The organism is Paenibacillus kyungheensis (assembly GCF_028606985.1).
In the GTDB taxonomy this organism is placed as follows: Bacteria; Bacillota; Bacilli; order Paenibacillales; family Paenibacillaceae; genus Saccharibacillus; species Saccharibacillus kyungheensis.
In genome coordinates, this window is record NZ_CP117416.1 from 53,851 (window position 1) to 67,500 (window position 13,650).

The window sequence follows — 13,650 nt, forward strand, 5'->3', positions numbered from 1 at the left end:
CATAATGATCCCAAATCGCCTGATCGATTATCATTTGAGTGAATATATTCACAAACAAGTAGATGTTATTATTATAGGTTCAGGAATTGCAGGGTTATTTGCTGCTATTTTGGCAAGTGAATATAAGCACGTTCTTATGATCACTAAGAAATCGCTGTTAGAAAGCAATACCCGTTATGCACAAGGCGGGATTGCGGCAGTAATATCCACTGATGATTCTCCTCTATATCATCGTCAAGATACATTGCTGGCAGGAGCAGGGCTTTGTTCTTCATCTGCGGTAGATGTGCTTGTGCAAGAAGGGCCAGCAGGGGTACAAGAACTGATAAGGTTGGGAACTTTATTTGATACGATTGATGGGCAGTTAGAGTTGACCAGAGAAGGTGCGCATAGTCATCGTCGTATTTTACATGCCAATGGTGATTCTACAGGGTATGAGATTGTTCGAGCGCTATCTCAACATGTAGCTGAACATCCTCGAATTGAAGTCTGGGATGAACATTTCGCTATTGATTTCATAACAGAGCACAATGAATGTAAAGGCGTTGTCGTCAAGCAACCGGATGATAGTCTGGTCTACGTACAAGCAGAAGCAACAGTGATTTGTTCAGGTGGTAGTGGACAATTATATCAATATACAACGAACCCAGATGTGGCTACAGGTGATGGAGTAGCGATGGCTTATCGTGCAGGAGCACAGGTACGAGATATGGAATTTATTCAATTTCATCCGACAGCATTGTGTTATCCTGGTGCACCACGCTTTCTAATTTCAGAAGCGTTGCGCGGAGAAGGAGCGATTTTACGGAATCGCAAAGGCGAAGCTTTTATGAAAAATTATCATCCGTTACTAGAATTAGCACCACGCGATATTGTAGCTAGAGCGATTATGAGTGAAATGGAAAAAGAAGATAGTGCTTTTGTATATCTGGATATTACACATGAGACAGAAGAAGTATTAAAACACCGTTTTCCAACGATTTATGAGACCTGTATGAGTTATGGTCTACAGCTTGCTCAAGATTGGATACCCGTAGCGCCAGCTGCTCATTATATGATGGGTGGGATCAAAACAGATCTGCAAGGAGCGACCAGTGTGCAGCGATTGTTTGCTTGTGGTGAAGTATCTTCTACAGGTATTCATGGAGCAAATCGATTAGCTAGTAATTCATTATCTGAAGCGATTGTGTTTGGCAAAAGAGTCGTACAACAAATTCTACAACTAAATTCAATAGATATATCAAACACAGATTGTGTTTTTCCCAAAACGAATCTTTTTTATGATAAGAATGTACCTGAATTCACAAACTCTACTGAGCAGTGGATTAGCTGGCGCTTAGAATTACAGGGAATTATGGGGCAACACGCAGGGCTTCGTCGCACAGCATCGTCTCTTCAAGAAGGAATCGATAAGCTTGAAGCATTAGCTGTCATTTTCGAATATCCTCTAAATACTCGCGAAGCGCTAGAACTGGCTAATATGCTAACTTGTGCGCTACTCGTTATGCGTTCTGCTCTTTATCGGGAAGAAAGTCGTGGCGGACATTATCGAGAAGATTTTCCAGAACGTAACGATGATCAGTGGCAACAACATATTTTACAACAAATCGATCAAGAGCTAACAAAGGAGAGTAGTGATGATGTTTAATGGTTATCAGGAAAATCTTATCGAATGGATCAAGTTATGGCTCAAAGAAGATGTAGGCGCTGGCGATATCACCACAGCGACTACCATTCCACAAGGACATATCAGTCGTGCTGTTATTCATGCTAAGCAAGACGGTATACTTGCTGGGCTGGCGATTGCAGAGTTAGTATTTCATACCGTTCATCCTGATCTAACCTTTCAACCTATTGCTCAAGAAGGACAAAAGCTACACAAAGGTGATATCATTGCAGAAGTAGAAGGCAGTACGCATCATCTACTCACAGGCGAGCGATTAGCGCTAAATCTATTGCAACGTATGTCGGGGATCGCTACTCGCACTCGTGAATATGTAGATGCGATTCAAGAATTACCGGTACGCTTAGTCGATACACGCAAAACAACACCAGGACATCGGATGCTTGAAAAATATGCAGTACGTGTTGGTGGAGGGCATAATCATCGTTTTGGATTATATGATGCCGTTATGATTAAAGACAATCATATCAAAGCAGCAGGCGGGATTACAGAAGCTGTGACTTCTGCACGTCAGCAGATTCCCCATACGATGACGATTGAAGTGGAGACTGAAAGTATAGAGCAAGTGCAAGAAGCTTTGACTGTGGGCGCAGATATCATTATGCTTGATAATATGCCGACCGAACGTATGCAAGAAGCTGTGCGTATGATTCGTCAGCAAGCACCACATGTTAAGATCGAAGCATCAGGCAATGTATCGTTAGAGACTATTTATAACTTGGCAGCCACAGGTGTTGATATTATATCAGTAGGGAGATTGACGTATTCTTTTGAAAATCTGGATATTAGTCTGGATTTGGGTGCGAAGAAAGGGGAGTGACGCACTTTGATAGTGGTGATCGATATAGGGAATACGAATATTGTTCTAGGCGTGTATGAAGGAGAACAATTGCTTCATCATTTCCGCATCAATACGAATCGACAAGCAACACCAGATGAGTATGGTGTGATGGTGCATAATCTTTTTCAAATGTCTAAAATTGCAATAGATCATATTAAAGGTATTATTATTTCTTCTGTGGTTCCTCCGATTATGAACACGTTAGAAGAAATGTGCAGAAAATATTTACATCATACTCCTATGATTGTCGGACCGGGCATACGCACCGGTCTGAACTTGCGTTATGAGAACCCGCGCGAAGTAGGAGCAGATCGGATAGTGAATGCAGTAGCAGCCGTTGCTAAATACGGTGGACCGGTGATTGTAGTTGATTTTGGCACAGCGACAACATTTGATTGTATAGATAGTAAAGGCGATTATTTAGGTGGAGCGATTGTACCTGGAATTGGTATTTCAACAGAAGCTTTATATCAACGTGCTTCTAAATTACCTAATATTGAACTCGAAAAACCTAAAAAAGTGATAGGACGCAATACCGTTCATGCGATGCAATCTGGTATTATATATGGATACGCAGGTCAAGTGGATGGTATCGTCAAACGAATTCATGCAGAAATGGGCGTTATCGGTAAAGTTATTGCGACTGGTGGTTTGGCAGAACTCATTTCCAGTGAAACCGAAACGGTAGATGAAGTGAATCCGATGCTTACTCTTGAAGGATTGCGTTTGATTTATGAACGTAATATAGTTACAACCAATATAGACAAAACTTTTGGTACGCCTAAAGCGTCTAAATAAAAATAGAAGAACATGCTCATTGGAATATACAGCAAGAGCAACGAGGGGAGCCATTACAAATGGAAAATCAAAATCACACAAAACCGGATCTTTTGGTCCGTGGTATAGCATTAGGTGGCAAAGTACGTGCATTTGCTATTCGTTCTACTCATTTAGTCGAAGAAGCACGTCAACGTCATGATACATGGCCCACAGCAACAGCAGCTATGGGTCGTACACTAACAACAGCAGCAATGATGGGTGCAATGCTTAAAGGAGAAGAAAAATTAACGCTACAAGTAAAAGGCGACGGACCACTTGGACAGATCGTAGCGGATGCTAATGCTAAAGGCGAAGTGCGCGGATATGTCGATAATCCACATGTTCATTTGCCAAGTAATGCAATGGGGAAATTAGATGTAGCTGGAGCAGTAGGTACAGAAGGATTTGTATATGTGATTAAAGATTTAGGGCTTAAAGATCCGTACCGCGGAAGCGTGCCGATTATTTCAGGAGAACTGGGCGAAGACTTTACGTACTATTTCGCTAAGTCTGAACAGACTCCTTCTGCTGTAGGAATAGGTGTATTGGTCGATACCGACAATTCTGTGATTGTAGCAGGTGGATTTATTATTCAATTGTTGCCAGGTCTTACTGATGCTGAGATTGATCAAATTGAACAATCCATAGGTTCATTGCCACCAGTAACGACTCTTTTAGCAGAAGGATTAGAACTGGAAGAACTGTTACGCCGCGTTGTACCTGATGCAGAAGTAATGGAAACATCGGATGTACGCTTCTATTGCCCTTGTTCTCGCAAACGTGTAGAACAGACATTGATGAGTCTGGGTGAATATGAATTAACACAATTGATTGAAGAAGATGGACAAGCAGAAGTGGTATGTCATTTCTGTGGTGAAAAGCATTTATTCAATCGTCAAGATCTGGAATCTATCCTTGCTGAAGCTAAAAGTTAAGGAATTTTAAATATATGACTAGAGGCAGATCACCTGTATGGACAGCCGTCTTGGTCTTATTATCTGTAATTATTATGCTGCTCGGTGCCTTTTGGGTCATCCGGGCAGTTCAACATTCTAGCTCTTCGACAGTAGCGATGGTAGGTAATGAGTCAATTAGTGAACAAGAATGGGTAAATGAATTAAAAAGAAGATATGGCAAAGAAATTTTGACACAAATGCTTAATCATCAAGCGGTTAAGCTAGAAGTACAAGCACGCCATATTGCAGTCAGTGAAGAAGAGATTCAAGATGATCTAGCAGAGCGTATTAGCGGATATTCTTCACCAGCAGACTTTTATCAGGAAATGAATACTCAATTTGGATTGAGTGCAGATGATCTGAGACAAGAATCGGAATATCAGATTGAATTGGAAAAGATCGCTACAGCAGATATCAACATTACTGATGCAGAAGTAGATGCGTACTTGAAGCAATACAAGCAATCGATGACCAAACATCAATTTGATTTGTCATGGATTGAATTAGACAATGAATCGTCTGCGCAACAGGCGATTGAACGTATCGATCAAGGGGAAGTATTTTCGGCAGTAGCACAGTCGATGTCTGTAGATACATTTTCAGCTCCACAAGGTGGAGCACTTGGATGGATAGATCAAGATGATCCTTTTCAACCGCCTGAATTGTTAAAAGCGATTCAAGATATGCAAGCAGGTGATATTGTCGGGCCGATTGCGCTGAGTACAGGTCATTATGCAATTGTACAAGTCACCGATATTCGTCCTGCGCCTTCGTCCGAGCAGACGTTAAGCCGGGAAACAGCAAGACGCAAAATTGCACTTGGACAAGCCAAACCGCTAACAGAAATCGAGCAACAATTAAGAGAAAAATACAATGCGTATATTTTATCTGTAGCAGAGTAAAAATATTTGCTCTATCTGATCTATTTCATGTGATTTTTGCGAAATGCTAGATTGACAACGCTGTGACAGATTGATAATATAAAAGTATATTAAAACCTACTATTTTACTCGGAATAGCGTAGATTAGACATATAGAATAGAGTTTATATTCGCGGCTACGTTCAATCATTTGAAGGAGGGCTATAGGCATGACAAAAGTCGTCAATAACATTACAGAACTTATCGGAGGAACACCACTAGTTAAGTTGAATAGTATCGTTCCTGAAGGAAGCGCAGATATTTATCTGAAGCTTGAATATCAGAATCCGGGTTCCAGTGTCAAAGATCGAATTGCAATCAGCATCGTAGAAGAAGCGGAAAAACAAGGTTTACTCAAACCTGGTGGTACGATCGTTGAAGCAACCAGTGGTAACACAGGGATTGGTCTGGCTATGGTCGCTGCTGCTAAAGGATATAAATGTGTAATTGTAATGCCTGAGACAATGAGTATTGAACGTCGTAATTTGCTTCGTGCATATGGAGCGGAATTGGTTCTTACTCCAGGATCAGAAGGTATGAATGGAGCTGTCAAAAAAGCAGAAACGATTTTGAGTGAAAATCCAGATTACTTTATTGCAGAGCAATTTAAAAATAAAGCAAACGTTAAAATTCACCGCGAAACAACAGGTCCTGAAATTGTAGAAGCAATCGGTTCTATCGGTGGAACTTTAGATGCTTTTGTAGCAGGTATCGGTACAGGCGGTACTATTTCTGGAGCAGGTGAAGTGTTAAAACAATCTTTCCCAGAGATCAAAATTTATGCTGTAGAACCTGCGGCTTCTCCTATTTTGGCAGGTGGACAACCAGGTCCTCACAAAATTCAAGGGATCGGTGCTAACTTTATTCCTGAGATTTTGAACCAAAATATTTATGATGAGATTATTCATGTTGAAAATGAAGAAGCTTTTGAATGGGCTCGTCGTGTAGCCAAAGAAGAAGGAATTCTTACAGGTATTTCTTCAGGTGCAGCGATCAAAGCCGCTCTACAAGTAGCAAAAGAATTAGGTACAGGTAAACGTGTAGTTGTGATCATTGCAAGTAATGGTGAGCGTTACCTTAGTACGCCATTATACAACTTTGAATCTTAATCCTAATAACATCTCGGTATAAAATAGTGTTGCTAGATGTACTGATGTTTCCGTATTGGAATTAAGTGATCTATTGATCATTAGGTTATAGGCTGAATCAATATGTAATAAAAGCTTCTACCCTTGTCTATATGGCATAGGGATAGAAGCTTTTTTATTTCTCGCATCTTCTCATTCGATCTACGCTTTAGTATACTAACGACAACGAATAGATCATGAGGTTGGAGGAAGATCGATTGACCAAAGTATATACATCATTTCAACAATGGACAGACTGGCAAGCAACAGGATATACACAGTTGCCTTATATCGTGCAGATTCCTTTGCAAGATCAGCTATTACCTGATAGTTGGGAACAATTGTGGCAAGAACAGATGCCATATTCATTTATATTGGAAAATGGAAAAAGCGGTAGATACAGCTATCTTGGACTTTCTCCTATCTCTATTCTTAGCGGTCAAGATGGACAAGCGCATATTCGAAATGCAACAAGCACCACTCCTATATTATCGTGGCAACAAGCACAGCCTGAATATATCGCTGGTGCATCGTATACAGGCAAGCCTTTAGATATATTACGAACATGGATGTCTACCGATCGTGCACCTAGATTAGCAGAAGTACCCCCTTTTACAGGCGGATGCGTTGGTTTTCTTAGCTATGATGTAGCTCGTTCTTTAGAAAAATTACCAGATCATTTGAGCAATGATCTTGGAATGCCAGATTATTTATGGATGAAGTTCAATCAAGTATGGGTAATCGATCATTTGGAAAAGCAACTATACTGCTGTGTGCATACATCGATAAATGAACATACAGATCATCAACAAGATTATGATCATGCGGCTACATGCGCGATGCAAATGGCTGAGGAGTGGCAACAGATCATCCAGCAGTCACAGCTATCCTCTACATTAGCACGCAAGCAATTTTTGGCCGAACATCCTATAGCATTAACCAATTCACGTACAGATGGATATGGATTTGAGACAGAATTTGCTCAAGTTCAATTTGAAAAAGCAGTACAGACGATTCAGGAGTATATCCGTCAGGGTGATGTATTTCAAGTCAATTTATCGTTACGCAGTCAGCGACCGTTAACTTCAACACCTGAATCGGTATACGAATGGTTACGTTTAACCAATCCTTCTCCGTACATGGGATTGTTGCGTACACCTGATTTTCATTTAGTATCTGCTTCGCCTGAACTGTTAGTGCGTGTAGTAGATGGCAAAGTGTCTGCACGACCGATAGCGGGTACAAGGCGTAGAGGAACAACAGATATCGAAGATCAAGCGATGGAAGATGATCTTTTATCTAATGAGAAAGAACGTGCCGAACATATTATGCTCGTCGATCTTCAACGTAATGATCTAGGACGAATCGCCAAATATGGAACAGTACGTGTGCCTGAATTGATGACGATCGAACGGTATTCGCATGTGATGCATTTAGTATCTGGAGTTGAAGGAGAATTAGCGGATTCCAAAGATGTATATGATGTAATAGCCGCTGTATTTCCCGGTGGAACGATTACAGGTGCACCGAAAGTGCGTACGATGGAAATTATCGAAGAGTTAGAACAGACACGTCGTGGTGCATATACCGGTTCGATGGGCTGGATTGACTATAATGGTAATATGGAATTAAATATTATTATTAGAACATTAACGGTCAAAGACAATATAGCTTATATGCAAGCAGGAGCTGGTGTAGTGATCGATTCTGAACCTTATCGTGAATATCGCGAATGTTTTAACAAGTCTAGAGCGATCGCTAGAGCAGTGATGTTAAGTGAACAACATGATCAAGTGCAAGCAGAGAAAGGGAGGATATTATGATACTTGTAATAGATAACTACGATTCATTTACGTACAACCTTGTACAATATTTAGGCGAATTGGGTGAAGAGGTAGTCGTTCGTCGTAATGATGAGATTGATATGGCAGGTATTCGTGCAATGGCACCAGATCATATTTTATTATCCCCGGGTCCATGTACACCAACAGAAGCTGGTATTACGTTAGACGTTATTGAAAATTTCAAAGGCGATATTCCGATCTTTGGCGTTTGTCTCGGTCATCAAGCGATCGGTCAAGCATTTGGTGGTAATGTGATTCGTGCTGAGCGATTAATGCATGGCAAGACTTCGCCTATCCTGCATGACAAAGCATCTGTTTTTGAAAATTTACCTTCTCCATTTACAGCGACCCGTTACCATTCGCTGATTGTTGAGCGTGAAAGTTTACCTGATTGTCTAGAAATTACGGCTGAGACGGCTGAAGGCGAGATTATGGGTCTGCGTCACAAAGAGTATGCAGTGGAAGGTGTACAATTCCATCCAGAATCGATTGTAACGGATCATGGACATGAGATGTTGCGTAGCTTTTTGAGTCGTAAAGTAGATAAAGCACCAACCGTATGAACTATGTATGTTTAAATGGGCACATTACTGCTACAGATCAAGCCGTGGTCTCTGTCATGGATCACGGCTTTTTGTATGGAATGGGATTGTTTGAGACGTTTCGTACGTATAATGGCCAGCCGTTTTTATTAGAACAACATCTATTAAGATTATCGACAAGTTGCCAGTCCTTAGGAATCATCTGGAATGAGTCAGTCAACGATATATCTGAACAGATTCAGCAATTAATGATCGCTAACCAATTATCAGATGCTTATATTCGTTATACGGTTACAGCAGGAACCGATATATTAGGTTTACCTTCAGGAGAATATGAACAGCCTACTATCGTGATCTATGCCAAGTCGCTACCTCCAGCTCGCCTTGATTCTATTTCGCTTGCAGATCATTTATATACTCATAGCAAGTCATTGCGTCGCTTACACACCTTACGGAATACACCAGAAGGCGATATTCGTCTCAAATCACTCCATTATATGAATAGCATTTTGGGTAAGCGCGAATTAATACAGTATCAAGATCACCCTGCTACTGCTGTAGAAGGATTAATGCTGACCAAAGAACAATATATAGCAGAAGGCATTGTGAGTAATGTGTTTTTTGTAAAAAATCAACAATTATACACACCTGCTATAGATACAGGGATATTACCGGGTATTACACGTGCTTTTGTGATTCAATTAGCAGAGTCTGCTGGAATAACAGTGCATGAAGGTTTTTATACATGGAAGCAGTTACTAGAAGCAGATGAAGTGCTTTTAACGAATTCTATTCAAGAAATAGTACCTGTTAAGCAATTGTTAGCACATACAGCAACATATCTGCTTCCTGAGCTTCTTTCCAACTCTATGACTTTTCAATTAGCTTATGCTTACCAGAAGGAGGCTTATCAGCAGTGAAACAGCCTATTCGCTACACAAGAACATACAATATGGGTTCCGCTACTGTAACACTTGGAGATTCAACTTTAATAATGGGCATTTTGAATGTTACGCCGGATTCTTTTTCCGATGGTGGACAATATACATCAATTGATCGTGCTGTTGAACATGCTTTGCAAATGATGCAAGATGGAGCAGATCTGATTGATATTGGCGGAGAATCTACTCGTCCGGGGCATGATCCGGTATCTGCTGAGCAAGAATTAGAACGTGTACTTCCGATTATTGAAGCTTTGCACCGGGAAGCTCCTCATATTCCGTTATCGATTGATACGTACAAAGCAGAAGTCGCCAGACAAGCATTACAGACAGGTGCTCATATCATCAACGATGTATGGGGCGGACAAGCCGATCCTTTAATGTTACAAGTAGCAGCTTCTGCACAGTGCCCGATTATTTTGATGCACAATCGAGATAATATGGATTATACGAATTTTGTTGCAGATGTACGTCATGATCTTCAATACTGTATCGATCAAGCGCTACAAGCAGGTGTACAAGCAGAGCATATTATTTTAGATCCAGGTATTGGATTTGCCAAAACAGCAGACCATAATTTACAGCTAATGATGGAGCTTGATCAGTTATCTTCACTAGGGTATCCGTTATTACTAGGAACTTCACGCAAAAAGTTTATTCGAACTGTTTTGGATCTACCTGCTCATGATGTAGTAGAAGGAACGACAGCTACGACTGCTTTTGGAATTGCTCAAGGTTGTCAGATTATTCGTGTGCATGATATTAAGCAGAATAAACGAATGGCAGTAATGTGTGATGCGATGGTACAGTCTACTCGGCATCATAAGAACTAACAATTTATATAATTTATATATAGAAGGAGTATGCCGTTATGGATAAAATGATTCTGACACGTATGGAGTATTATGGGTATCATGGTGTTTTTGAAGAAGAACGTAAATTAGGCCAACGTTTCTATGTCGACTTAGAATTAGAAATGGATCTATCAACAGCAGGTCAGACCGATGATCTTAGCACCACGATCAACTATGCTGAAATTCATGAAAAAGTAAAACAGGTAGTAGAACAGCAATCATTTAAATTGATTGAAGCTCTAGCAGAATATATTGCATCCTCTTTATTGGACGCTTATACTGATGTACATGCACTAACGGTAAGAGTAACCAAGCCTCATCCACCATTTGATATTCATTTTCAAGGCGTTACTGTGGAATTGCGGCGTACACGAAAGTGAGAATTTGTCATGAAGTCATCTGTTCCCTCTGAATACTCAGAGGCTTATATTGCTTTAGGCGCTAATTTGGGCGATCGTGAGCAGACCTTAACAGAAGCTATACAGATGCTGAATGATCATTCCGATATAGAGATTGTTCATTGTTCAGGTCTGTACGAGACTGCTCCTGTCGGATATATCGATCAACCTTCTTTTCTCAATATGGTATTGATGTTACGTACAACATTAGAACCGGAATCATTATTAATGAGTATGTTGGATGTAGAAAATAAGTTAGGTCGGGTACGAGATATTCGCTGGGGACCACGTACAGTGGATCTGGATTTGTTATGGATGGACAATCAACAACTGCATACCGAACGTTTAGAATTACCTCATCCACGAATGCATGAACGAGCTTTTGTACTGGTTCCGTTAGCAGAATTAGTATCGTCTGATCATCATCCCGAGTTATTTCAGTCGATTCAGCAATCATTAAGTGATATTGAAGCCGAACAACAAGGGATTCATTATGTCAAAGCTTTTACGATGCCCTTATAGTTCAAAATTAAAATAAACCGCAGATTATACAATCTGCTTTTTGATACAGGGAATCAGTCGCTTGTTTTGATCGTAAACCATGGATAGAGATACAAGGAGTGAACCCGAATGTTAAAGATCGGTGATATAGAAATGAAAAATCAGGTCGTACTCGCGCCTATGGCTGGAGTATGTAACCCTGCTTTTCGTTTGATAGCCAAAGAATTTGGTACAGGTCTAGTCTGTGCTGAGATGGTCAGTGATAAAGCTATTTTGAACGGTAACAAGCGCACACACGAAATGTTATTTGTCGACGAGCGTGAGAAGCCTTTAAGTTTGCAGATTTTTGGTGGAGATCGTGAATCGCTAGTTGCCGCCGCCAAAGTGGTGGATCAAGATACCAATGCAGACATTATAGATATCAATATGGGTTGCCCTGCGCCCAAAATTAATAAAAGCGATGCAGGAGCGAAATGGTTACTTGATCCAAACAAGATCAATGAAATGGTTGCTGCTGTCGTAGCTAATGTAAGCAAGCCTGTTACAGTGAAAATGCGTATCGGTTGGGATAGCGATCATATTTTTGTGGTCGATAATGTCAAAGCTGTAGCAGATGCAGGCGGTAAAGCAGTCAGCGTTCATGGTCGTACACGTCAGCAGCTATATACAGGGCAAGCAGACTGGTCTTATATCAAACAAGCCAAAGAAGCAGTCTCTATTCCTGTTATCGGGAATGGGGATGTTGTTACTCCTGAAGATGCCAAGCGTATGTTAGATACAACTGGTTGCGATGGAGTTATGATTGGACGCGGAGCACTAGGTAATCCGTGGATGTTATATCGTACGATTGAATTTTTAAAAACAGGACAATTGCTATCCGAGCCTACAGCAGAAGAGAAAATCAGAATAGCTATTTTGCATATGGATCGTTTGATTAATCTCAAAGGCGAGCATGTGGCAGTTCGAGAAATGCGCAAACACCTTTCCTGGTATCTAAAAGGAATAAAAGGATCAGCTAAAATCAAGGACTCGATTATGGAAGAAGTTAAACGTGATGAAATGGTACAGATTTTGCACAATTTCCTAGAAGGATTACCTCAAGGCGAACTAAGTTCTCCGGGAAACGAATTAGAAGAAGTAGAGCAAGTTTGCAGTATCTAAATCTACGCAATGTATAGGAATAATTAAGGCAGGATACAGGGTTTGATACTGTTCCTGCCTTTTTATTGACATTTCGTAATCATTCCCATATACTTTTTCAGTATAAATTTGCCTGAACTAAAGGTTTAGATACAGTAATTAAGCCTCTTTGGGGAATCCCTAATCCAATCATCATTTCGACAAGAAACCCCGAAGCGCGATGAGCGAAAATTATTCACATGACAGGAGAATCGGTTGAGATGAGCGACAAAGAAGTCATTTTAACACAGGACGGTCTGAAGAAGCTGGAAGACGAGCTAGAAATGCTTAAATCTGTAAAACGACGTGAAGTAGCAGAGCGAATTAAAGTTGCTATCGGGTACGGTGATATTAGTGAGAACTCCGAATATGAAGATGCTAAGAATGAACAAGCATTTATCGAAGGACGCATTATTACACTTGAAAAGTTGCTACGCAACGCTCGTATTATCAATAGCGATGAGATTGTTACGGATATCGTAAGTATTGGTGCTACTGTAATCGTAGAAGATATGGAATTTGGCGATACAATGGAATATACCATTGTAGGTAGTGCTGAATCGAATCCTTCACAGAATAAGATTTCAAATGAAAGTCCTGTAGGTAAAGCTATTCTTGGTAAGCAAAAAGGAACAACCGTTGATGTTAGCGTTCCTGCTGGCGGTGTAATTCAGTACAAAATTCTTGAAATCAAAAAATAAGATTGCCTTATGTATGTTGAGATAAGTAGATCGTATTTATGTTATATCCTATGAAAAAGCTTCCTTTGGGAAGCTTTTTTCTTGAAATGAACACATAATATATGGACATTTCGCAAATGTTGCGCAGATATTATCATGTAAAATCGTTTTATAGATTTATGAATACTGTCAAATCAGGTACACTATAGTCATAGTGTATATTTCATAGCATGTATGTAAGATGAACAAAAGATATGAAATATAGCAAACAGGTACTACTTTGAAGGAGTTGAAGTTCAGCAATGTCTGAAGAAAATGTAAACCCCAATCCAGAAGAGATGGATAATGAAAACGAAATAAGCGA

At 40.3% G+C, this 13,650-nt stretch carries 15 protein-coding genes (1 of these 15 only partly in view); all 15 read left to right on the forward strand.

The genetic code is table 11. The features are described from left to right. Nucleotides 1-4: 4 nt before the first annotated feature. Nucleotides 5-1,648, forward strand: coding sequence for an L-aspartate oxidase (nadB, locus tag PQ456_RS00240; RefSeq protein WP_273614330.1), 1,644 nt, complete (start codon nucleotides 5-7; stop codon nucleotides 1,646-1,648). Next, nucleotides 1,638-2,504 (forward strand): carboxylating nicotinate-nucleotide diphosphorylase, encoded by an 867-nt coding sequence (gene nadC / locus PQ456_RS00245; protein WP_273614331.1) that lies wholly within the window; start codon nucleotides 1,638-1,640, stop codon nucleotides 2,502-2,504. Before nadB ends, nadC begins: the two co-directional genes overlap by 11 nt. A 6-nt stretch (nucleotides 2,505-2,510) precedes the next feature. After that, on the forward strand, nucleotides 2,511-3,323 hold the full coding sequence (locus tag PQ456_RS00250; RefSeq protein ID WP_273614332.1) for a type III pantothenate kinase: 813 nt from the start codon (nucleotides 2,511-2,513) through the stop codon (nucleotides 3,321-3,323). A gap of 59 nt (nucleotides 3,324-3,382) precedes the next feature. Next, a complete protein-coding gene (gene hslO / locus PQ456_RS00255; protein ID WP_273614333.1) occupies nucleotides 3,383-4,279 on the forward strand; it encodes an Hsp33 family molecular chaperone HslO in 897 nt (298 codons plus the stop codon). A 14-nt stretch (nucleotides 4,280-4,293) separates the two neighbouring features. Continuing rightward, entirely contained in the window at nucleotides 4,294-5,202 is a 909-nt protein-coding gene (locus PQ456_RS00260) for a peptidylprolyl isomerase (RefSeq protein WP_273614334.1), read from the forward strand. 188 nt (nucleotides 5,203-5,390) lie between these two features. Beyond that, complete coding sequence (cysK, locus tag PQ456_RS00265) at nucleotides 5,391-6,329, forward strand: cysteine synthase A (RefSeq protein ID WP_273614335.1); 939 nt, start codon at nucleotides 5,391-5,393, stop codon at nucleotides 6,327-6,329. A gap of 236 nt (nucleotides 6,330-6,565) precedes the next feature. Then, the gene (locus PQ456_RS00270; RefSeq protein WP_273614336.1) at nucleotides 6,566-8,170 is read left to right on the forward strand and encodes an anthranilate synthase component I family protein; all 1,605 of its coding nucleotides are present in this window, start codon (nucleotides 6,566-6,568) and stop codon (nucleotides 8,168-8,170) included. Beyond that, nucleotides 8,167-8,754 (forward strand): aminodeoxychorismate/anthranilate synthase component II, encoded by a 588-nt coding sequence (gene pabA, locus PQ456_RS00275; protein WP_273614337.1) that lies wholly within the window; start codon nucleotides 8,167-8,169, stop codon nucleotides 8,752-8,754. The genes PQ456_RS00270 and pabA overlap by 4 nt, the downstream gene beginning before the upstream one ends. Next, nucleotides 8,751-9,653, forward strand: a complete 903-nt coding sequence (gene pabC / locus PQ456_RS00280; RefSeq protein WP_273614338.1) for an aminodeoxychorismate lyase — start codon at nucleotides 8,751-8,753, stop codon at nucleotides 9,651-9,653. The genes pabA and pabC overlap by 4 nt, the downstream gene beginning before the upstream one ends. Continuing rightward, complete coding sequence (folP, locus tag PQ456_RS00285; RefSeq protein WP_420540632.1) at nucleotides 9,650-10,507, forward strand: dihydropteroate synthase; 858 nt, start codon at nucleotides 9,650-9,652, stop codon at nucleotides 10,505-10,507. The genes pabC and folP overlap by 4 nt, the downstream gene beginning before the upstream one ends. 38 nt (nucleotides 10,508-10,545) lie before the next feature. After that, entirely contained in the window at nucleotides 10,546-10,908 is a 363-nt protein-coding gene (folB, locus tag PQ456_RS00290; protein ID WP_273614339.1) for a dihydroneopterin aldolase, read from the forward strand. 9 nt (nucleotides 10,909-10,917) lie between these two features. Further along, nucleotides 10,918-11,448, forward strand: a complete 531-nt coding sequence (gene folK, locus PQ456_RS00295) for a 2-amino-4-hydroxy-6-hydroxymethyldihydropteridine diphosphokinase (RefSeq protein ID WP_273614340.1) — start codon at nucleotides 10,918-10,920, stop codon at nucleotides 11,446-11,448. Between the two features lie 108 nt (nucleotides 11,449-11,556). Continuing rightward, complete coding sequence (gene dusB, locus PQ456_RS00300) at nucleotides 11,557-12,588, forward strand: tRNA dihydrouridine synthase DusB (protein WP_204827325.1); 1,032 nt, start codon at nucleotides 11,557-11,559, stop codon at nucleotides 12,586-12,588. A 239-nt stretch (nucleotides 12,589-12,827) separates the two neighbouring features. Beyond that, nucleotides 12,828-13,307 carry a transcription elongation factor GreA gene (gene greA / locus PQ456_RS00305; protein ID WP_204827326.1) on the forward strand — a complete coding sequence of 160 codons (480 nt, stop codon included), beginning with the start codon at nucleotides 12,828-12,830 and terminating at the stop codon, nucleotides 13,305-13,307. A gap of 281 nt (nucleotides 13,308-13,588) precedes the next feature. After that, a protein-coding gene (lysS, locus tag PQ456_RS00310) for a lysine--tRNA ligase (protein WP_273614341.1) crosses the window boundary here: on the forward strand, nucleotides 13,589-13,650 show its 5' end (the start). The gene runs 1,471 nt beyond the window's last position; the window shows 62 of its 1,533 coding nt (coding positions 1-62); it begins with the start codon at nucleotides 13,589-13,591; its stop codon lies off the right edge, out of view.

Bases quoted from the DNA above. Each gene is read 5' to 3' on its own strand.
- nadB (WP_273614330.1), top strand. From the start codon at position 5: ATGATCCCAAATCGCCTGATCGATTATCATTTGAGTGAATATATTCAC.
- nadC (WP_273614331.1), top strand. From the start codon at position 1,638: ATGATGTTTAATGGTTATCAGGAAAATCTTATCGAATGGATCAAGTTA.
- folB (WP_273614339.1), top strand. From the start codon at position 10,546: ATGGATAAAATGATTCTGACACGTATGGAGTATTATGGGTATCATGGT.
- pabC (WP_273614338.1), top strand. From the start codon at position 8,751: ATGAACTATGTATGTTTAAATGGGCACATTACTGCTACAGATCAAGCC.
- pabA (WP_273614337.1), top strand. From the start codon at position 8,167: ATGATACTTGTAATAGATAACTACGATTCATTTACGTACAACCTTGTA.
- PQ456_RS00260 (WP_273614334.1), top strand. From the start codon at position 4,294: ATGACTAGAGGCAGATCACCTGTATGGACAGCCGTCTTGGTCTTATTA.
- greA (WP_204827326.1), top strand. From the start codon at position 12,828: ATGAGCGACAAAGAAGTCATTTTAACACAGGACGGTCTGAAGAAGCTG.
- folK (WP_273614340.1), top strand. From the start codon at position 10,918: ATGAAGTCATCTGTTCCCTCTGAATACTCAGAGGCTTATATTGCTTTA.
- hslO (WP_273614333.1), top strand. From the start codon at position 3,383: ATGGAAAATCAAAATCACACAAAACCGGATCTTTTGGTCCGTGGTATA.
- dusB (WP_204827325.1), top strand. From the start codon at position 11,557: ATGTTAAAGATCGGTGATATAGAAATGAAAAATCAGGTCGTACTCGCG.
- cysK (WP_273614335.1), top strand. From the start codon at position 5,391: ATGACAAAAGTCGTCAATAACATTACAGAACTTATCGGAGGAACACCA.